At 66.6% G+C, this 19161-nt stretch carries 20 protein-coding genes and 1 tRNA gene; 17 read left to right on the forward strand and 4 right to left on the reverse strand.

The window, feature by feature from the left end; genetic code table 11:
• Positions 1–11: 11 nt before the first annotated feature.
• From K410_RS0122125 to K410_RS0122185, 13 genes are read left to right on the forward strand one after another with little or no spacing between them, the layout of a single operon-like run.
• Complete coding sequence (locus tag K410_RS0122125; RefSeq protein ID WP_028136903.1) at positions 12–2918, forward strand: flotillin family protein; 2907 nt, start codon at positions 12–14, stop codon at positions 2916–2918.
• A gap of 9 nt (positions 2919–2927) precedes the next feature.
• Entirely contained in the window at positions 2928–3365 is a 438-nt protein-coding gene (locus K410_RS0122130; protein ID WP_028136904.1) for an SRPBCC family protein, read from the forward strand.
• A gap of 2 nt (positions 3366–3367) precedes the next feature.
• Positions 3368–3811: an SRPBCC family protein gene (locus K410_RS0122135; protein WP_028136905.1), complete on the forward strand. Its 444-nt coding sequence runs from the start codon at positions 3368–3370 to the stop codon at positions 3809–3811.
• A 2-nt stretch (positions 3812–3813) separates the two neighbouring features.
• Complete coding sequence (locus K410_RS0122140) at positions 3814–4632, forward strand: FAD binding domain-containing protein (RefSeq protein WP_028136906.1); 819 nt, start codon at positions 3814–3816, stop codon at positions 4630–4632.
• A 6-nt stretch (positions 4633–4638) separates the two neighbouring features.
• Entirely contained in the window at positions 4639–5115 is a 477-nt protein-coding gene (locus K410_RS0122145) for a (2Fe-2S)-binding protein (protein WP_028136907.1), read from the forward strand.
• 13 nt (positions 5116–5128) lie between these two features.
• On the forward strand, positions 5129–6721 hold the full coding sequence (locus K410_RS0122150; RefSeq protein WP_028136908.1) for a xanthine dehydrogenase family protein molybdopterin-binding subunit: 1593 nt from the start codon (positions 5129–5131) through the stop codon (positions 6719–6721).
• A gap of 1 nt (position 6722) precedes the next feature.
• Positions 6723–7745: a xanthine dehydrogenase family protein molybdopterin-binding subunit gene (locus K410_RS0122155; RefSeq protein ID WP_028136909.1), complete on the forward strand. Its 1023-nt coding sequence runs from the start codon at positions 6723–6725 to the stop codon at positions 7743–7745.
• Positions 7746–7755: 10 nt separating this feature from the next.
• Positions 7756–8637, forward strand: a complete 882-nt coding sequence (locus K410_RS0122160) for an AAA family ATPase (RefSeq protein ID WP_028136910.1) — start codon at positions 7756–7758, stop codon at positions 8635–8637.
• Positions 8634–9755, forward strand: coding sequence for a vWA domain-containing protein (locus tag K410_RS0122165; RefSeq protein WP_028136911.1), 1122 nt, complete (start codon positions 8634–8636; stop codon positions 9753–9755). Before K410_RS0122160 ends, K410_RS0122165 begins: the two co-directional genes overlap by 4 nt.
• On the forward strand, positions 9752–10636 hold the full coding sequence (locus tag K410_RS0122170; RefSeq protein ID WP_028136912.1) for an amidohydrolase family protein: 885 nt from the start codon (positions 9752–9754) through the stop codon (positions 10634–10636). Before K410_RS0122165 ends, K410_RS0122170 begins: the two co-directional genes overlap by 4 nt.
• A gap of 26 nt (positions 10637–10662) precedes the next feature.
• Positions 10663–11511, forward strand: coding sequence for an MBL fold metallo-hydrolase (locus K410_RS0122175; RefSeq protein ID WP_028136913.1), 849 nt, complete (start codon positions 10663–10665; stop codon positions 11509–11511).
• Positions 11512–11531: 20 nt separating this feature from the next.
• A complete protein-coding gene (locus tag K410_RS0122180) occupies positions 11532–13121 on the forward strand; it encodes an isochorismatase family protein (RefSeq protein WP_028136914.1) in 1590 nt (529 codons plus the stop codon).
• A gap of 3 nt (positions 13122–13124) precedes the next feature.
• Entirely contained in the window at positions 13125–13751 is a 627-nt protein-coding gene (locus K410_RS0122185) for an FMN-dependent NADH-azoreductase (protein ID WP_028136915.1), read from the forward strand.
• Positions 13752–13913: 162 nt separating this feature from the next.
• Here K410_RS0122185 and K410_RS0122190 read toward each other — a convergent pair.
• Together K410_RS0122190 and K410_RS0122195 are read right to left on the reverse strand one after the other, a co-directional pair.
• Positions 13914–13998, reverse strand: a tRNA-Leu gene (locus tag K410_RS0122190).
• A 179-nt stretch (positions 13999–14177) separates the two neighbouring features.
• A complete protein-coding gene (locus K410_RS0122195; protein ID WP_018647371.1) occupies positions 14178–14420 on the reverse strand; it encodes a FliM/FliN family flagellar motor switch protein in 243 nt (80 codons plus the stop codon).
• Positions 14421–14532: 112 nt separating this feature from the next.
• Here K410_RS0122195 and lipB point away from each other — a divergent pair, with 112 nt between their 5' ends.
• Positions 14533–15282, forward strand: a complete 750-nt coding sequence (gene lipB, locus K410_RS0122200; protein WP_028136916.1) for a lipoyl(octanoyl) transferase LipB — start codon at positions 14533–14535, stop codon at positions 15280–15282.
• 6 nt (positions 15283–15288) lie between these two features.
• Here lipB and K410_RS0122205 read toward each other — a convergent pair whose 3' ends face one another.
• Entirely contained in the window at positions 15289–16176 is an 888-nt protein-coding gene (locus K410_RS0122205) for a LysR family transcriptional regulator (RefSeq protein ID WP_028136917.1), read from the reverse strand.
• Between the two features lie 98 nt (positions 16177–16274).
• On the opposite strand from K410_RS0122205, the gene K410_RS37115 reads away from it, so the two are divergent.
• Positions 16275–16688: a tautomerase family protein gene (locus tag K410_RS37115; protein ID WP_049820159.1), complete on the forward strand. Its 414-nt coding sequence runs from the start codon at positions 16275–16277 to the stop codon at positions 16686–16688.
• A gap of 220 nt (positions 16689–16908) precedes the next feature.
• Positions 16909–17622, forward strand: a complete 714-nt coding sequence (locus K410_RS0122215) for a DNA helicase (protein WP_028136918.1) — start codon at positions 16909–16911, stop codon at positions 17620–17622.
• Between the two features lie 45 nt (positions 17623–17667).
• Here the strand turns inward: K410_RS0122215 and K410_RS0122220 are convergent, their stop codons facing one another.
• Positions 17668–18090 carry a tautomerase family protein gene (locus K410_RS0122220; protein WP_028136919.1) on the reverse strand — a complete coding sequence of 141 codons (423 nt, stop codon included), beginning with the start codon at positions 18088–18090 and terminating at the stop codon, positions 17668–17670.
• A gap of 110 nt (positions 18091–18200) precedes the next feature.
• Between K410_RS0122220 and K410_RS0122225 the strand changes: the two genes are divergently transcribed.
• The gene (locus K410_RS0122225; protein ID WP_028136920.1) at positions 18201–19052 is read left to right on the forward strand and encodes a LysR substrate-binding domain-containing protein; all 852 of its coding nucleotides are present in this window, start codon (positions 18201–18203) and stop codon (positions 19050–19052) included.
• Positions 19053–19161: the final 109 nt, after the last annotated feature.

The following is a 19161-nucleotide window of genomic DNA, read 5'->3' on the forward strand; positions in this document are numbered from 1 at the left end:
GGGAGAAAAACATGTCAGGGATCCTGGTCGGCGAGCTCATCCTCTGGCTGATCGTCGCAGTCGTCGTCATCGTGATCGGCGTCTACATCGTCAACTGGCTCTACCACCGCTCCTCCAAGGAGGTGTCGTTCGTCCGGACCGGCTTCCTCGGTGAGCGCGTGGTGATCAACGGCGGCGCCTTCGTGCTGCCTTTCATCCACGACTACACCTCCGTCAACATGAACGTGCTGCCAATGGGCATCGTACGTTCCAAGCAGGATGCGGTGATCACCCGCGATCGCATGCGGGTCGACATCGAGGCCGACTTCTACGTCCGCGTCCAGGCGACCCGTGAAGCCGTCTCGATCGCGGCCGCGACGCTCGGCCGCCGCACCATGGAGCCGGAGCAGCTGCACGCGCTGCTGGCCGGCAAGTTCATTTCCGCGATCCGCTCCGTCGCTTCGGAAATGACCCTGGAGGAAATGCATGAGCGGCGCGGCGACTATGTCGAGCGGGTCAAGACCAATGCGGCACAAGCCCTCGCGCAGAACGGTCTCGAGCTGGAATCGGTCGCCATCACCGATCTCGACCAGACCGACCTCGAGTTCTTCAACCCCTCGAACCGGTTCGACGCCGAAGGCTTGACCCGCCTGATGGAGGACATCGAGGCCCGGCGCAAGCTGCGCAACGACATCGAGCAGGACTCGATGATCAAGATCCGCACCCGCAATCTGGAGGCCGAGCGTCAGGCGCTCGACATCGAGCGCGAAAGCGAGACCGCCCGGCTCGAGCAGGAACGCGACATTGAAATGCGCCGCGCGCTTCAGCGCACGGAAGTTGCCCGCGAGCGCGCGCTGCGCGAGACCGAGGCCGAGCAGGCCCACATCTCGGCACGCGAGGCGATCGAACGTGCGCGGATCGCCAATGAGCAGGCGATCGCGGAGGCCCGCATCGCCTCCGAGCGCGAGACCCGCCAGAAGGAGATCGAGCGCACCCGCACCATCGAGGAGAAGGAGCTGCTGGCGCGTGAGGAGATCGAGAAGACCCGGATCGCCAACCAGCGCTCGATCGATACGACGCGGATTGCGTCGGAGCGCGAAGTCCGCCAGCGCGAGATCGAGCGGATGCGCACCGTGGAGGAAGCCGAGATCGCCGCGCGCGAGGCGATCGAGAAGGCCCGCATCCAGCAGGACCGTGTCGTCACCGATGCCCGCATCGCCAACGAGGAGGAGACAAGGCGCCGCGAGATCGAGCGCACCCGCGCCGTGGATGAAGCCGAGATCGCCGCCCGCGAGGCCACCGAAAAGGCACGCATCGCCCAGACCTTGATCGTCAACGTCGAGCGCATCTCCTCCGACGAGCGGACCCGCGCGCTGGAGATCCACCAGGTGCGCACCATCCAGGAGGCCGAGATCGAGGCGCAGCGCGCCGTCGAAGCCGCCCGCATCGCCCGCGAGCGGACGCTTGCCGCCGAGCGCATCGCCGCCGAGCAGAATACCCGGCAGCTGGAGATCGAGCGCAACCAGGCCCTCGAAGTCGCCGGCATCGCCGCGCGCGAGACCACCGAGACCTCGCGTATCGCCCAGGAGGAGCGCGTGCGTTCGCTTGAGATCGCCCGCAACCGGGCCGTCGAGGAAGCCGACATCGCCTCCCGCGAGGCGATCGAGGCGGCGCGCATCGCCCAGGAGAAGGCGGTCGCGGCCGAACGCATCCAGGCCGAGCGCGACACGCGCTCGCTGGAAATCGAGCGCACCGGCGTGCTCGAGGCCGCCGAACTGAAGCGGCGCGATGCCATCGAGCGCCAACGCATTACGGTCGATCTCGCGCTCGAGGCCGAGCGTATCAACTCGTCCAAGAAGCGCGAGGTGCTCAACATCGAGCAGAAGAAGGCGATCGAGATTGCCGACGAAGACCGCGTCATCGCGCTCTCCGCGAAGAAGTCGGAACGGATCGATGCCGACCGTCAGGTCCGGCAGGCCGAGATCGTTGCCCGCAAGGAGGTCGAGACCACGGACGTCTCGCGCGAGCAGGCGCTGGAAGCCGCGCGGCTCGAGCGCCGCCGCGCCATCGAGCAGCTCGAGGTCGCCCGCGTCCAGTCGTTGCAGGAGGCCGAGATCGCCTCCCGCGAAGAGGTCGAGCGCGCCCGCATCGCCTCCGACCGCGGCCTCGACGAGGCTCGCGTCGGCCGCGAGCGCGAGCTGCGCAAGCTCGAGGTCAACCGGGAGAAGGAGGTCGAGACGGTGCTGATGGAGAAGGCGATCGCCATTCACCAGAAGTCGCTGGAGGAATCCGCAGCCAAGGCCATGGCCGAGGAGGCGCGGATGCGGGCGACGGAGGCGACCGAGCGCGTCATTACCGCCCGCGAAAGCGAAATCGCAAAACGCCGCAAGACCGTCGAGGTGCTGCTCGCCGAGAAGCAGGCCGAGGAGACCCGCATCGCCGCGGAGGCCGAGCGCGTGCGCGCGGCCGTCGAAGCCGAGGCGCAGCGGATGCTCAACGAGGCCGAGAACGTGCTCACCGACCAGGCGCGCTATTCCCTGTTCCGCAGAAAGCTGCTCGACCGGATCGAGGGCATCGTCCGCGAAAGCGTCAAGCCGATGGAGAAGATCGAGGGCATCCGCATCCTCCAGGTCGACGGCCTCAACGGCAACGGCCACGGAAACGGCAATGGCGGCCGCAGCGCCACCGACGAGGTGATCGATTCCGCCCTGCGCTACCGCGTCCAGGCGCCGCTGATCGACTCGATCCTCGCCGACATCGGCGTCGAGGGCGGCAGTCTCGCCAAGATGCCGGGCCTGATCCGCGAGGCCCGCGACATGCAGGGCATCAAGGATTCCGCGCGCAAAGGCGGCGGTGGCGGCGACAAGCCGGCCGCCTCCCCGCCTGCGGCCGAAGGCAGCGAACCGCCGACCGAGCGCGGACCGCGGAAGAAGAGCTGAGATCGCACCATGGCCCGCGTCTATGTCTCCACCGTCATCAACGCCCGCAACGACCGCGTCTGGGCGCGGGTTCGCGACTTCAACGGCTTGCCGAACTGGCATCCGGCCATCGCCGAAAGCCGCATCGAAGGCGGGGAGCCCTCGGACAAGATCGGTTGCGTCAGAGATTTCCGCCTGCGCAACGGCGACCGCATCCGCGAGAAGCTCTTGGGCCTCTCCGACTACGACATGTTCTGCACCTACTCGATCCTGGAATCCCCGATGGGCGTCGAGAACTACGTCGCGACGCTGCGGCTGACCCCCGTCACAGACGGCGACCAGACCTTTGTGGAATGGACCGCCGAGTTCGATTGCGCGCCGGAGCGCGAGACCGAGCTCGTCGGCAACATCGGCGGCGGCGTGTTCCAGGGTGGGTTCGACGCGCTGAAGCGCGTGTTCGGAGGCTGACCGTGCCGCATATCGTCAAGAGCACGATCCTGGACGCGCCGACCGATGCGGCGTGGGCCATGCTGCGCGACTTCAACGGGCACGATCGCTGGCATCCGGGGGTCGCGACCTCCTCCATCGAGCGCGCACAGTCCTCCGACAAGATCGGTTGCGTCAGGCGGTTCAGGCTCAAGGACGGCTCCGAGCTGCGCGAGCAATTGCTGGCGCTGTCCGACCTCGAACAGAGCTTCAGCTACTGCCTGCTCGATACCCCGATCCCGATGTTCAATTACGTCGCCCATGTCCGCCTGCTGCCGGTCACCGACGGTGACCGCACTTTCTGGCATTGGGAGTCGCGCTTCACCACGAGGCCCGAGGACAAGGACCGCATCACCCATATGGTCGCCGAAGACATCTATCAGGCCGGATTCGATGCGATCCGCCGACACCTGAGGGAGGCCGCATAATCATGGCCGTGACGGTCAAGACCTTTGCAAGCGCCAGCGAGGCCGCCGGCGCGCTGTCGTCGGATCGCAGCGCGCGCTATCTCGGTGGCGGCACGCTGGTGATGCGCGCGTTGAACGAGGGCGACGTGTCGATCTCGACCGTCGTCCGCGCGCAGGATCAGGCCCTCACAAGGATCGACGCATCGGGTCCGCGCATCACGTTGGGTGCCGGCGTCACCTTCGCCCGCATTCTTGCGGAACGCGACCTCGCCTTCCTGCATGCTCCTGCCCGCTCGATCGGCGGTCCGGCCGTGCGCAACATGGGTACCGTCGGCGGCAACCTCTTTGCGCCAACTCCCTATGGCGATTTCACCGTCGCGATGCTGGCGCTCGATGCCACCGTGGCCGTGCAAGGCGGCTTTGGCGCGCGCGACATTCCGATCGAGGAGTTCCTGCAGGCGCGCGACCGCCAGGCCGGCACGCTCGTGCTGTCGGTGTCCTGCACCCGTCCGGCCGGCACCGAGGCGTTCCGCTATCGCAAGATCGCCCGGATCAAACCGAAGGGCGGCTCGGTCATCACGCTGGCCGCGCATCTGCCGATCAGCGGCGGCCGGATCGCAGGCGCTCGCATCGCGCTGGGATCGATGGCGCCGACGCAGATCCGCGCCCGTGCCGCCGAGCGGGCGCTGGAGGGCCGCTCGCTGGATGCCCCTACGATCGCGGCGGCTGCATCCGCTGCGACCGAAGCAACGTCGCCATCCGACAACGCGCTCGGCAGCGCCTGGTATCGCCGCGAGATCGTCGGCGTGCATCTGCGCCGCCTGCTGTCAGGCCAGGAATAGACCACCATGGCAAAGATCCCCCTGCAATTTCGTCACAACGGCCGCGACGTCGCGATCTTCGTCGACGGCGGCACCAATCTGCTGGTTGCGCTGCGCGAGCTGATCGGTGACATGACGCCGAAATTCGGTTGCGGCCAGGGCGGCTGCGGGGCGTGCAGCGTGCTGGTTGACGGCGAGCTGCACCTGTCCTGCCTGACGCTCGCCGAGACGGTCGCCGGCCGATCGATCGAAACGCTCGACGGCATGAAGCAGGGCCCGAACCTGCATCCGCTCCAGCGTGCGTTTGCCGACAACTTCGCCGCCCAGTGCGGTTATTGCACGCCCGGCATGCTGATGGCCGCAAAAGCCCTGCTCGACCGCAATCCCTCGCCGAGCCGCGACGAGGTCATCGAGGCCATCTCCGGCAACATCTGCCGTTGCACCGGCTATGAGCCGATCATCAATGCCATTCTCGCCGCCGCAGGCGGCCGGGTCAGCGCCTGAAGGACGCCGCGCCATGCTGGAACTACGCAAGGACATCTTCGCCGACGAGCGCGACGACAACCTCAAGGAAATCGGCAAGGGCACCCAGCGCCAGGACATGCTCGGCCATGTCACGGGCACATCGAGCTATTTCAATGACCATCAACTGCAAGGCATGTTGCACCTGAAGGTCCTGCGCTCGACACAGGCCCATGCACGGCTGCGCCGCATCGATACCACGGACGCGGAACGCTCGCCCGGCGTCCGCCGGATCATTCGTGGCGCCGACGTTCCGCTCAACCTCAACACGCTTCTCAGCCTGATCAACTTCGGCAAGGACGACGAGCCGTCGCTCGCGGTCGACAAGGTCCGCTACAAGGGCGAGCCGATCCTCGCCATCGTCGCCGACAGCGAACGGGAGGCGTTCGAGGCCATCGCCAAGGTCAAGGTCGACTACGAGCCGCTGCCGGCCGTGTTCGACGTCGAGGACGCGCTGAAGCCCGGCGCCCCCGTCGTCAACGAGACCTATCCGAAGAACGCGTTCATCTATCACGACGCCTACGACCACCAGCGCCTGCGCTTCGGCGATGCCGACGCGGCGCTCGCGAGCGCCGACCACGTGCTCGAACAGCGCTACCAGATGTCGCCGATCGAGCATGCGCCGACCGAGACCAACGGCGCCATTGCCGCGCCCGACACCAACGGCCGCTACGTCGTCTACACCTCGACCCAGGCGCTGTTCTTCTCGGTCGACACCTGCGCCAAGATCCTGGATGTGCCCTCCAACACCTTCCACTTCATCGGAGGCACCGTCGGCGGCGGCTTTGGCGGCAAGGTGGACACCTTGACCGAGCCGCTCGCCATTCTCGGCGCAATGCTGACCGGGCGACCGGTGCGCTACGTATTCGGGCGCGAGGAGGAGATGCAGTACGGCCCGCCACGCGGCGCCGAGCGCATCTACATCAAGGACGGCGTCATGCGCGACGGCCGCATCGTCGCGCGCAAGATCCGGGCCTATTTCGACAGCGGCGCCTATACCAGGCTGTCCAGCTACGCCGCGGTCAAATGCGCCGCGCATCTGCCGGGCCCCTACACCATCCCCAATGTCTATGGCGACGTCTATTGCGTCTTCACCAACCGCACGCCGGCGACCGCGATGCGCGGCTTCGGCGTCACCGCGATGGATTTTGCCATCGAGTGCCAGATGGACAAGCTGGCGAATCTCGTCGGCATGGACCCGATGGAGTTTCGCATTCTCAACGCCTATCGCGACGGCGACATGAAGGCACATCGACGCGAGGCGAAGAACACGGCGCTCATCGAATGCGTCCAGGTCGCCGCCGAAAAGGCCAAATGGCCGATCCGCGACGAGTTCAAGCGCGCCTCCTCGCGCAAGGACGGCGGCGGCAGCCGCGCCGCGATCCCGCCGACGCCGACGGATTCTTCGCGCGCGAGGCCGGCGCCGGTGCAGCAGCGTACCAGCTACGACCGCGCGCCAGTGACCGCGACGCGGGAGCCGCCGCGCGATCCGCCGCCGCCGGCGCCGCCGCCTTCCCCGCCTCGCCCGGCCGCGCCATCGCACGGCGCGACGCGGTTCTCATCCGTGTTCGGGACCAGGAGACGCTGACATGACCCGGCATCGCGGACGCGGCATGGCGTCGATCAACTATCCCATCGGCATGAACCTCGGCGGCGATCCGAGCCAGGCCCTGGTCCACTCCAATCCCAGCGGCAAGTTCACCGTGGCTTTGTCGTCGATCGATCTCGGTCAGGGCATGAAGTCGGTGACGCGGCAGATCTGCGCGGAAACGCTCGGCGTTCCCGTCGAGGACGTCTATGTCGACACGGCGGACTCCGACACCGGCCCGCACTGCATGGGCTCGTTCGCCTCCCGCGGCACCCACCGCGTCGGCAACGCGGTGATGGCCGCCGCCCGCGAAGCGCGCGGGGTGATGATGGAAGCGGCGGCCGAGGAGCTGGAGGTCAACGCCGCCGATCTCGACACCGACGGCCGCGGCAACATCCACGTCAAGGGCGCGCCGCACCGCTCGATCTCGACCAAGGACGTCGCGATTGCCGCGCAGTTCAAGCAGGGCAAGACCATCTCCGGCCGCGGCATCTTCCTGGTCCCGCTTTCCGATGTCGATCCGGAGACCGGCGAGATGTCGCCGGCGACCTGCTACGCCCATGCCTGCCTGGTCGCGGAAGTCGAGGTCGATGACGAGACCGGCGAAGTCGCGATGGTGCGGATGGATTCCGCCTATGAGCTCGGCCGCGCGCTCAACCCGCGCCTGGTCGAGCAGCAGCTGGTCGGCGGCGCCTGGATGGGCGTCAGCCACGCGCTCTACGAGACCCCGGAGCCGTATTATCCCGATCCCGTTCATGGGCCCCGCGACTTCGTCGAATATCTGATGCCCGGTCCCGGTGACATCTGCCCGCACGATATCGCGGTGCTGGAGCGTCCGGCGCCCGATGGCCCCTTCGGGGCCAAGGGACCTGGTGAGATGTGCGCCAATCCGGTGCTGCCGGCCGTCGCGAATGCGATCTTCAACGCCGTCGGCGTCCGCATCGACGACCTGCCGATCACGCCCGAAAAGGTGCTGCGCGCGATCAAGGCCCAGGGTGGCGCGCGGCCGCAGGCGCGGCGTTAGGGGATCGGCCGTGGCGGTCCGCAGCAGCATCGTCGGTATCGACAGCCCGGAGGCGCTGGAGAAAGCGCTGCGCGCGGCCTATTACCTCGCCGACGAGGGGCTGGCGACGGCTGCCTATCTCGGCCTCGCACTCGGCAAGCCGCTGCTGCTCGAGGGCGCGCCGGGCGTCGGCAAGACCGAAGCCGCAAAAGCGATCGCTGCCGTGCTCGGCCGCCGCCTCATCCGCCTGCAATGCTACGAGGGCATCGACGCCTCCGCCGCGCTCTATGAGTGGAACTATCCGCGCCAGATGCTGGCGATCCGCCAGGCCGGGGACGAGAGCATCGATATCTATGGCGAGGCCTTCCTGATCGAACGTCCCATGCTGGCCGCGCTTCGCGCACCCGATTCAACCGTGCTCCTGATCGACGAAATCGACCGCGCCGACCAGGAGTTCGAGGCCTTCCTGCTCGAATTCCTCTCCGACTTCCAGATCTCGATTCCCGAGCGCGGCACGGTGCGCGCGGCCGAGCGGCCGGTCGTCGTGCTGACCTCGAACCGGACCCGCGATCTGCACGAAGCCTTGCGCCGCCGCTGCGTCTATCACTGGATCGATTATCCCAGCGCCGAGCGGGAGGCGCGGATCATCATGATGCGCGCATCCAGCGTCGCCGAATCCACGGCCCGTGCCGTCGTCGCAGCCGTCGAGAGATTGCGCCGCGAGCCCCTGAGCAAGGCGCCGGGCATCGCCGAGGCCGTCGACTGGGCCGAAGCCGCGACGCTCCTCAACAAGGGCGGCGCGCGCTGGCCGGATGCCTTCAAGCGGTCGATCGGCGTCGCGCTGAAGGACGAGGAGGATCTGCACTTCATCGCGCCCCGGCTCGACGCCATGCTCGCGGAGGCGACCGCATGAACACCGAGCCCCGGCTTCCGCGCGCCGCCCGCGTCTTCGTCTCCTTCGTTGCGCTGTTGCGCGCCAACAGCTTTGCGGTCGCGCCGGAGCAGACCACCGCGTTCCTCACCGCGATCAAGCTGCTCGGCCCGCGGGACCTCGAGGATATCAGGCAGGCGGCGCTCGCCACCCTCGCCCCGCCGCCCGAGCGCCGCGCCACGTTCGACCGGCTGTTCGATCTGCACTTCCGCGGCAGCGAGGCGATCGAGCGCGCCGACGACGGCGAAGACGACGAGACCGTCCGGCTCCAGGAAGAAGGTCGCGGCGACGAGGAACCATTGCTGTCCGATGACGCCAATGAATCCGGCCTCACTGCCGCACGGACCGAGGCGCTGGTCGAGCGCCGCTTCGCGCAACTTTCCACGACCGACGCCCTGCGCCGCCTGACGCGCGAGGCTCCACGACGCCTGCCGCGGCGCCGCGGTCACCGTCGCATGCGGACCCGCCGCGGCCCGTTCGCCGATCTCCGCCGCACCTTGCGCGACAGCGTTCGCAGCGACGGCGAGATCCTGCGGCTCGGCCACATGAAGCGGCGTCGGCGCCCGCGCAAGGTGCTGCTGCTGATCGACGTCTCCGGCTCGATGAAGAGCCGCACCGAGGAGAACATGAAGCTCGCGCATGCGCTGGTGCAGGCTGCGCCCAATGTCGAGGTGTTCACCTTCGGCACGCGGCTGACCCGGGTCACCCGTCCGCTGCGGCTGAAGCGCCGCGAGCAGGCACTGAACGCGGCCGCGCATCTGGTCAGCGACTGGGACGGCGGCACCCGCATCGGCGACGCGCTCCAGGCCTTCCTCGCCGTGCCCCGCTTCGGCGGCTATGCCCGCGGCGCCGCTGTCGTGATCATCTCGGACGGATTGGAGCGCGGCGAGCCCGACGCGCTGCGCGATGCGGTCGCAAAGCTGTCACGGCGGGCCTGGCGGGTGAGCTGGCTGACTCCGCTGGCGACAGGCCCCGCCTTCCGCCCCCAAACCGAGGCGCTCATGGCCATCGAGCGCTTCGTCGACGACCTCGTCGACGGCGGCTCGAGTGGGTCGATCGTCGCGCACATTCTGGCGCTGGGACGAAGGAGAGCGGCGTGACCGATATGATCGACGGGCATCACCACATCTGGCGGCAGGCCGACCTGCCCTGGCTGGTCGGGCCGATGCAGCCCCGCATCTTCGGACCCTACGAGCCGATCCGGCGCGATTATCCGATCCAGGAATATCTCGACGACCTCAAAGGCACCGGCGTCACCCGCTCGGTCTACGTCCAGACCAACTGGGCCAACGACCGTTTCGAGGACGAAGCCGCCTGGGTCCAGCAAACCGCCAACGCGCATGGCTGGCCCCATGCCATTGTCGCCTACGCCAATTTCGCCGTGGACGACGTGCGACCTCAGCTCGACCGCCTGAAGCGCTATCCCCTGGTGCGCGGCGCGCGCATGCAACTGCACTGGCACGAGAACCCGCTCTACCGCTTTGCAGCACGCGCCGATCTCTGCGCCGATCCGATGATCCAGCGCAACATTGCGCACCTTGCCGACTATGGCTGGAGCTTCGATCTGCAGGTGTTCACGCCGCAAATGCCGCAGGCCGCTGCGCTCGCAGAAGCCTGCCCCGACGTCACCTTCATCCTCCAGCATGCCGGCATGCTCGAGGACCTCTCGCCCGCCGGCCGCGCAGCCTGGCGCGCCGGCATCGCGCGGCTGGCAGCCTGTCCGAACGTGGTCGCAAAGCTGTCGGGGCTCGGCACCTTCATCCATCGCAACGACCCCGCGCATGTTGCCGACGTCGTCACCGACACGGTCGCGGTCTTCGGCGCCGAACGCTGCCTGTTCGGCTCCAATTTTCCGATCGAGAAATTGTGGACCAGCTATCGCGAGCTCGTCGATGCGTTTCGCGCAGCCACTGCGCCGCTGAGCACCGAGCAGAAGGACGCGATCTTCAAGACGACGGCAATGCGCGTCTACCGGCTTTGAAAGGCAAGGGACAGGGAGAGCAACGAATGGCGCTGGAGATCAAGATCCTGGACTACGGCGATATCGAACTGGAATCGAGCTTTTTGGTTCTCGGCCGCGACTGCGGCCGCACCCGCCGCGTCCTCACCCTCGGCTTCCTGATCCTCGGGGGGAAATATCCGGTCGTGGTCGACACCGGCTACCGCTCCAATCAGATCATGGAGACGCTGGGCATGCGCGGCCTCCAGTACCACGAGAACATGATCGAGAACCAGCTCGCGCGCCACGGCGTGCGCATGGGCGACGTCCGTTTCGTCTGCCACACCCATCTGCATATCGACCATGCCGGCAAGGACGATCTGTTCCCGATGAACACGACGGTGGTCCTCAACCGCAAGGAGCTGGAATATTCCGTCTCCGGCCTGATGCATCCGCAATACCCGGCGCCCGACATCAAGCACCTGATCGACCGGCTGCACACCAAGAGCGCGCTGCGCTTCCTCGATCTCGAGATCACCGGCCCGATCGAGCTGATGCCCGGCGTCTATTGCGACGCCGCCAATGCGCATACCGAGGGATCGATGAACGTCATCGTCGAGACCGCCGACGGCATCGCGACCATCTGCGGCGATGTGATCTACGACTTCAACGACCAGATCGTCACGCCCTTCAACGAGATCCACGACTGGGAGCCGCGCACCACCGGCAACCACGGCACCAGCAAGCGCGCGGAGAAGGCGGCGATCAAGAAGCTGCTCAGCAGTTCGCGCTATCTGCTGCCCGTGCACGACCGTCCGGCCAAGATCGAAGGCGGCAACGTGGTCGGGCGCCTGCACGACCAGGTCCCCGGACCGATCGTGCAATCGTTGCCGGCGCGCAACTGGTTTCCGGCGTGACGTCACCTGAGGATCGAGCGATGACCCACGTCACCTTGCGAAGCGAGTTCGAGACCCTGATCGATCCCTACGCGCCGGTCGCGCAGGTCGGCACCGGCTTCGACTTCACGGAGGGGCCGGTCTGGCATCCGATCGATCACTATCTGCTGTTCTCGGACATGCCGGGCGACGTGCGGCGGCGCTGGGACCCGCGGCGCGGCGTCGCCGAGGTCAAGCGCCCGTCGAACAAATGCAACGGCATGACCTATGACGCCGAGCTGAACCTGATCGTCTGCGAGCACGCGACCTCGCAGCTGGTCCGCGAGCGGCCGGACGGCCGGCGCGAGGTGCTCGCCTCGCACTTCCAGGGTCAGGAGCTGAACAGTCCGAACGACGTCTGCGTGCACTCCTCGGGCGCGATCTATTTCTCGGACCCCTGGTACGGCCGCATGCCGGTCTATGGCGTCGAACGACCGCGGCAACTCGGCTTCCAGGGCGTCTATCGCGTCGTGCCCGGCGGCGAGCCGAAGCTCGTGGTGGACCGCACATTGTTCGACCAGCCGAACGGATTGTGCTTCGCGCCGGACGAGAAGCTGCTCTATGTCAACGACACCGTCCAGGCGCTGATCCGCGTGTTCGAGGTCGCTGGCGACGGCTCGCTGTCCAATGCGCGCGTGTTCGCCAGCGGCATCCGCTCCGAGCTCGAACCCGGACTGCCCGACGGCATGAAGTGCGACCAGCACGGCAATGTCTGGGTCACCGCGCCGGGCGGCGTCTGGGTCTATTCACCGCGCGGCGAGTTGCTCGGCAAGGTCCGCCTTCCCGAGCTCGTCGCCAACCTCGCCTGGGGCGGCCCGGATTTCCGCACGCTGTATCTGACCTCGACGCATTCGGTCTACGCCATCCCGACGAAGGTCGGCCCACGCCATGAGCCCTATATGAACGCCAGACCTGGCAGCGGCCGACCTGGCAGCGGCCCCGCGGCTGCCGGCTCCGCGCCTGCTGCCCCCATCCTTGCCGATGGCGAGATGCGTCTCGATCCGCAGCGCTGCGCCATGATCATCCAGGATCTCCAGAATGACGTCATCATGGCCGGCGGCGCGTTCGCCGATTCCGGAGCGCCGGAGCATGCGCGGCAGCAGCACGTCGTCGAGAACGTTCGCCGTCTTGCCGAGGCCGCGCGGGCCCGCGGAATCGTCATCATCCACGTCTGGTTCGTCGTCGAGCCAGGCGCGCCCGGGGTGACGCTGAACGCCCCCTTGTTCGAAGGCTTGGTCGACAGCAAGGCGATGGTGCGCGGCAGCTGGGGCGCGGCGCCGGTTTCGGGTCTCGAGCCAAGGCCCGGCGATTTCGTCGTCGAGAAGATGCGGATGAGCGCCTGGGAGGGCACGCGGCTGGAGACGATCCTGAAGGCGACCGGGCGCGACATGATCATCAACACCGGCGCCTGGACCAACATGTCGGTCGAGCACACCGCCCGCACCGGCGCCGACAAAGGCTACTTCATGATCGTCCCGGAGGATTGCTGCTCCACCATGAATGCCGACTGGCACAACGCCTCGATCAACTTCGCCATGCAGAACGTCGCGATCGTCACCCGGGCGGACGCCGTCATCCGGGCGTTGGGATGAAACGTGGCGAAGCTCCTGCATCTGTCCTGCTCGCCCCGCCCGGACTCCGAGTCGAGCGCCGGCGCGCGCGTCTTCCTTGACGGGTTTCGCCAAACGCGGCCGGACTGGGACATCGACGTGATGGATCTCTGGCGCGAGCGGCTGCCGGAATTCATCGGTCCCATCGTCGAAGCCAAGTATGCGCGAATGAAGGCGCAGGCGTTCGACGACGCGCAGCGCCACAGCTTTGCCGAGGCGGAGCGGATCGCGTTGCGCTTCTCGCTGGCCGATCGCGTCCTGATCTCGACGCCGATGTGGAATTTCGGCCTCCCCTACAAGCTGAAGCAATGGTTCGACATTGTCATCCAGCCCGGCCTGACGTTCCGGTTCGATCCAGCGCAGGGCTATCTTCCGCTGCTCAAGGACCGGCCAACCCTCGTCATCCTCGCCTCCGGCGGCGATTTTGCTACCGGCATGAACCGCGGCCGCATCGACATGGCAACGCCCTATTTGCGCGAAGCGCTTCGCTTCATCGGCGTCAGCGACGTGCGCTTCGTGCCGATCGGACCGACGACAGGGCCGGCGGAGCCAATCCGCGTCGCGCGCGAGGCGGCATATCGGCAACTGGGGCAGATCGCTACGCGGTTCTGATCAGCTCGTACGTATCCGGTGGCCGTAGCGGAACGCGCTGAGGAGAAGCTGCCGGCCTTCATTTCTGGACGACGCCGCCAGGACGCTCGGCGAGTTGCGCCGGCAGAAGGACCGTCCTCGGACGACTTAAAATAATCTTGGTATTTGAATGAGTTACGCGTCTGGTGCGCTCGGAGGGACTCGAACCCCCACGATTTTACTCACTGCCACCTCAAGGCAGCGCGTCTACCAGTTCCGCCACGAGCGCTTTGGGGATGCCGGCTTGAGGCTTGAAGGCCGGCCGGATCAACGGCGCCGATCTAACAAATCCATCAGGGGGGTACAAGCCTGCAAAGGCCCTGAATTCCACAAGCTTTGCAGGAAAGTTCGGGCCCCGCTCCAAATCGGCCCTATCCCCGCCCAGGCCGCTGCCGCGTGCCCAGGCCGCTACCGCGTACCCGGTGAGCGCGGCAGCATCTGCTTGACCTCGACCGCGATTCGGTTGCGGTCCACCAGCACGACGCCGGAGGCGACCGGCAGGTTGTTGGCCAAGACCTTGACCTCGTCGGCCTCGGTTGCGTCCAGCTCGATGATGGCGCCGCGGGAAAGACGTAATACCTGATGAATCGGCATCGTGGTCGTCCCGAGCACGACCATGAGATCCACGGTGACTTTATCGAGGGTGGGCACTGTCAGGACCGCCGCAACTTGGGACTGGGACTTGGAATGTGGGACCGACCAAGGGACTTGGACTTGGACTTGGCATTTGCCCCCGAGATGATCACCACGTTATGGTTAGCCAATGGTTAATTCGCCGCTAAACCCCCGTCAAAACCAGCGTGAAGGGCTCGATCTGACGCCGTTCTCCGCTGCCGGCGGCGAGCCGGTCGAGTGGCGAATCTCGGACGCGCCGGTGCCTTATCCGGAAGCGGTGGCCGCAATGGAGGCCCGGGTTGCGGCCATCGCGGCGGGCGAAGCCGCGGAGCTGGTCTGGCTGCTCGAGCACCCTCCGCTCTACACCTCCGGCACCTCGGGCAAGGACACCGACCTGCGCGATCCCCGCTTCCCGGTCTTCGCCACCGGACGCGGCGGCCAGCTCACCTATCACGGGCCCGGCCAGCGGGTGGCCTACGTCATGCTCGACCTCAAGCGGCGCCGGCCGGACGTCCGGGCCTATGTCGCGAGCCTGGAGGAGCTGATCCTGCGCACGCTCGCCGCCTTCAACGTCCGCGGTGAGCGGCGCGAGGACCGGGTCGGCGTCTGGGTCAGGCGGCCCGACAAGGGCGAAGGCTACGAGGACAAGATCGCGGCGATCGGCGTACGGTTGAAGCGCTGGGTCTCGTTCCACGGCATCGCGATCAATGTCGAGCCGGAGCTGTCGCATTTCGCCGGCATCGTGCCGTGCGGCGTCGTCGATCCCCGCTACGGCGTCACCTCGCTGGTCGATCTCGGCCAGCTCGTGACCATGGCCGACGTCGACATCGCGCTACGCCAGGCGTTCGAACAGCTGTTCGGACCGACCCGGGCGCTGCTGCCGGAAGCGGCGATCTGAATCCCGTCAGCAGTTCGTCCTTAGAAAATCAATGAAAGCGCGGACCCTGGGAATAGCTTGCCGCCCGGGCAGGATCAGCGCCGTGATCGGCTGCGGATCGGCGTCATGGCAGTGCGACAGCAAAGGCACCAGCCTGCCCTCCTTCAAGGCTTCTTCGCCCAGGAAGTCACCGAGGCGAATGAGACCCGCATCCGCCAGTGCCAGGTCGAGAAGCAGTTCGGCGCTGTCGGATCGGATCGTCCCGTTGACGGGAATTGCCACCGGTTTGCCGTCCTCGAACATTGGCCATTGCGCCAGCCGCGAGGTGCCGCTGAGTTGGAGGCAATTGTGCCGCATCAGATCGGCGGGCTGCTCGGGCACGCCATGGCGTTCGAGATAGCGCGGGCTGCCGACGATGATGCGCCTGATCTCGCCGAGGCGCACCGCGATCAAGTCGCTGTCGATGAGTGGGCCGACCCGGATCGTCACGTCGACCTGCTCGCTGAACGGATCGATGCGATGGTCACTGACGCTCAGATCAATCCGGATTTCCGGATATTGCTCCATGAACTGAGGCAGCCGCGGCGCAAGTCGCCGTCGAGCGAACGCGGTGCCGCTGTTGACGCGGATCGGCCCGCGCGGCCGTCCATGGACGGACGCAACGTCAGCCTCGGCGGCCTCGACTGCCGCCAGAATGCTTCGCGCGTGGGCAAGAAACGTTTCCCCTTCCTGCGTCAGGATGAGGCGCCGGGTCGTCCGGTGCAGAAGCGCCACCCCGAGGCGGCGCTCCAGCCGGCTCACGATGCGGGAAACGCCAGAAGCGGTCAGGCCAGCCTCGGCGCCCACGGCGGCGAAGCTTCCCAGATCGATCGTACGGACGAAGGCGCTAAGGTCGGGGATGGGATTCGAGGCCATATTCGTGACTCTTGGGAATGACAGCTTCTCAATATCGCAATTTATCTCCATCTACAGCACGAATAAGGGTCATCCGTCCAACCACGGAGCCCCAAGCCATGCCCCTCGCCCGCATTTCCGTTCCCACCCAGCTTCCGATTGAGCGGGTCCACGCGCTCGCCGATGCCGTCCATGAGGGCCTGGTCGAGACCTGCGGCGTGCCGCCCAAAGATCGGTTTCAGCTCGTTAGCCGTTACGCGCCCGACTTGATGGTCATCGACCCGACATTCCCCAATGTCACGCGCACGGCGGAGGCATCGATCGTCGAGGTCCTTTTTCTCGAGGGACGGACGATCGATCAGAAGAGGCGTCTGTTCCGGTCGATCACGGAGCGCGCCGTGAGAGCCGGTTTCTCCGGCGACGACATCATGATCGTGCTCACCGAGAACGCGCCGGTGGACTGGTCGCTTGGTCGCGGCCTCGCCTTCGGCGACCAGCACGAACCGCTGGGCACGAGGTCCGACATCGTGTGACCCATGCAGCGGAATCCATGCGCGCATTCCTGTTGGCGCGAACCGAGCACGTTCTCCTCGCGCGACGAGTCAGCTATGCTCGATTCCGGTGCCGCCCACGCCTCCCCCCTCCGCCGGGAAAGCAGACCTCATGCCGGGCGATGAGATCATCGGACCGACTGTTCGGGCGCCAGGCATAAGGAGGGATTGCGCTTTCTGCTCGCAATGGGAGGTTTTGACGATGAAACTCTCTGCGCCGATCTATCATCTGAAGCGACGAGCCAAGCGCCTGTCCCGGGAGGAAGGCATTCCGCTGCACGACGCGCTGGACCGCATTGCCAGGACGGAAGGGTTTTCCGCCTGGAGCCTGATCGCAGCGAAAGCCGCCGCGCTGACACCCGCCAGCAGGCTGTTCCCGCAGGTCCGGCCGGGCGATCTGGTGCTGGTCGGCGCGCGGCCCGGTCAGGGCAAGACACTGCTGAGCCTCGGACTTGCGGTGGAGGCGATGCGGTCCGGCCATCGCGCGGCGTTCTTCTCGCTCGAATATACCGAGAAGGATGTCTGGGATCGCTTGCGTGCGATCGGCGTGGAGCCCGCGCAATTCGACAAGCTGTTCGAGGTCGATTGCTCCGACGCCATCAGCGCCGACTACGTCGTGAAGCAAATGGCCGCGGCGCCCCGCGGCACCTTCGTGGTGATCGACTATCTGCAACTGCTCGACCAGAGACGCGAAAATCCCGACCTCAACGCTCAGGTGCGCGCACTGAAATCGTTCGCACGCGACAAGGGGCTGATCGTCGTCTTCATCTCGCAGATCGACCGATCCTATGACCCCTCGGTCAAGCCCTGCCCCGATCTCGGCGATATCAGGTTGCCAAATCCGCTGGACCTGAAGCTGTTCGACAAGACTTGCTTCCTGAACAATTCCGAAGTTCAGTTTCGGGCGGCGAGCTGACGATGAGGCCGCCGGGTGAGACCGCTCAGCCGGCGGCTCGCAGCCTCACGCCACCCTCAGCGCGACCTCCAGCTTGCCGGCAATGTAGCGCCGCTCTTGAGTGAGGCCGCCAAAGCCGTAGGCGTCGCCCCTGACCTCGTCGACATGCAGATAGGTCTCGGGATGCAGCGGGCCCAAAATCTCGGCCATGCGCTTGAACATCGCGGCGAGATAGGCCGCCTTCTCATCCTTGGTGTTGGTCCCTTCCGTGACGTGGATGTCGAGCCAGTAGCTTGCAAGCTTCTGCTCGGCCAGCGACTTGCCGCCGGCGAACCAGTCATCGGCATCCACCGGCTTGACGATGATGGCGGTCACCTTGGGATCCTTGTGCAGGATCTCGGCGGTGAGCTCGGACACGGCGTTGGCGATGTCGGCCTTCAGGGACGGCGACTGGCGGGAGGTGCTGTAGGACACGGTGATCAGGGGCATGTGGCTCTCCTCGAGATGCTGCGCCGGTCGGGCGGCGTTGGCGAAAAGCTAGACCCCCGCTCTTCATTTTGGTACCTTATCTCTGTTGATATCAATGATAAGTCTTCGTAATGACGCCGACGCTCGACATCGCCACCATCAAGGCCTTCCTGCTGGTGGCCGACCTCCGGAGCTTCACGCGTACCGCCGAAGCCCTCGGCACGACGCAGGCGGCGGTCAGCCTGAAGCTGCAGCGGCTGGAGACGCTACTGGGAAAACGTCTCGTCGAGCGCTCGCCGCGCGCGGTCCGGCTCACCGCCGACGGCGCCAGCTTCCTCGAACGTGCTCGTGTGCTGATCGCGGCGCATGACCGCGCGCTCTCGGATCAGGCACCGGCCGCGCAATCACTCTCGCTCGGCATCTCCGATCATGCGGCAGGCCCCGAACTGGTGCCGCTGCTCGAACGCCTGCACGCAATGTCGGCAAATCTCGCCCTCGCCGTCACCATCGGCTTCTCTCGCGAGATGCAGGATGCTTACGACGCAGGCGAGCTCGATGCGGTGATCGTCCGCCAGGAAGGCAGCCGCCGCGGCGGCGAGAAGCTGACCGAGGACGAGTTCGGCTGGTTCGCCGCACGACGCTTCACCCTGCCGAAGGGCGAGCCGCTGCCGCTGGCGACACTCGCGCCGCCCTGCGGCGTCCGCGCCATCGCCGTGCGCGCGCTCGACAAGGCCGGCATTGCCTGGCGCGAGCGCTTTGTCGGCGGCGGTGTCACGGCGGTGGTCGCTGCGACGCTCGCCGGCCTTGCCATCGCACCGCTGGCGCGGCGGATCGCGCCTGCCGGCCTGGTCGACATCGGCCCGGTGCACAAGCTGCCGAAGCTCGGCAGCTCCAAAGTGATGCTGCATTCGAAGGTCAGCGATCCCGCCAAGCTTGCCGCGCTGCGGACGGTGGCGGCGACGTTCCGGAGCGCGGCGGCCTGACGATAGGGGCGCTCTGGCGACCCTTTACGGGACACCTGCCTAAAAATGTCACATCTGGAGGGAACCATTCGCCGCTTGCGGCGTTTGTCCCCGTCGAGGCGGGGTCCGG

Origin of the sequence: Bradyrhizobium sp. 22 (genome assembly GCF_000482425.1) — a bacterium.
Taxonomy (GTDB): domain Bacteria; phylum Pseudomonadota; class Alphaproteobacteria; order Rhizobiales; family Xanthobacteraceae; genus Bradyrhizobium; species Bradyrhizobium japonicum_B.

Coding starts and splice junctions, on each gene's coding strand:
- K410_RS37115 (WP_049820159.1), top strand. CDS start 16,275: ATGCCCCTCGCCCGCATTTCCGTTCCCACCCAGCTTCCGATTGAGCGG.
- K410_RS0122130 (WP_028136904.1), top strand. CDS start 2,928: ATGGCCCGCGTCTATGTCTCCACCGTCATCAACGCCCGCAACGACCGC.
- K410_RS0122140 (WP_028136906.1), top strand. CDS start 3,814: ATGGCCGTGACGGTCAAGACCTTTGCAAGCGCCAGCGAGGCCGCCGGC.
- K410_RS0122225 (WP_028136920.1), top strand. CDS start 18,201: ATGACGCCGACGCTCGACATCGCCACCATCAAGGCCTTCCTGCTGGTG.
- lipB (WP_028136916.1), top strand. CDS start 14,533: ATGGTTAATTCGCCGCTAAACCCCCGTCAAAACCAGCGTGAAGGGCTC.
- K410_RS0122155 (WP_028136909.1), top strand. CDS start 6,723: ATGACCCGGCATCGCGGACGCGGCATGGCGTCGATCAACTATCCCATC.
- K410_RS0122215 (WP_028136918.1), top strand. CDS start 16,909: ATGAAACTCTCTGCGCCGATCTATCATCTGAAGCGACGAGCCAAGCGC.
- K410_RS0122145 (WP_028136907.1), top strand. CDS start 4,639: ATGGCAAAGATCCCCCTGCAATTTCGTCACAACGGCCGCGACGTCGCG.
- K410_RS0122205 (WP_028136917.1), bottom strand. CDS start 16,176: ATGGCCTCGAATCCCATCCCCGACCTTAGCGCCTTCGTCCGTACGATC.
- K410_RS0122150 (WP_028136908.1), top strand. CDS start 5,129: ATGCTGGAACTACGCAAGGACATCTTCGCCGACGAGCGCGACGACAAC.
- K410_RS0122180 (WP_028136914.1), top strand. CDS start 11,532: ATGACCCACGTCACCTTGCGAAGCGAGTTCGAGACCCTGATCGATCCC.
- K410_RS0122125 (WP_028136903.1), top strand. CDS start 12: ATGTCAGGGATCCTGGTCGGCGAGCTCATCCTCTGGCTGATCGTCGCA.
- K410_RS0122175 (WP_028136913.1), top strand. CDS start 10,663: ATGGCGCTGGAGATCAAGATCCTGGACTACGGCGATATCGAACTGGAA.
- K410_RS0122165 (WP_028136911.1), top strand. CDS start 8,634: ATGAACACCGAGCCCCGGCTTCCGCGCGCCGCCCGCGTCTTCGTCTCC.
- K410_RS0122220 (WP_028136919.1), bottom strand. CDS start 18,090: ATGCCCCTGATCACCGTGTCCTACAGCACCTCCCGCCAGTCGCCGTCC.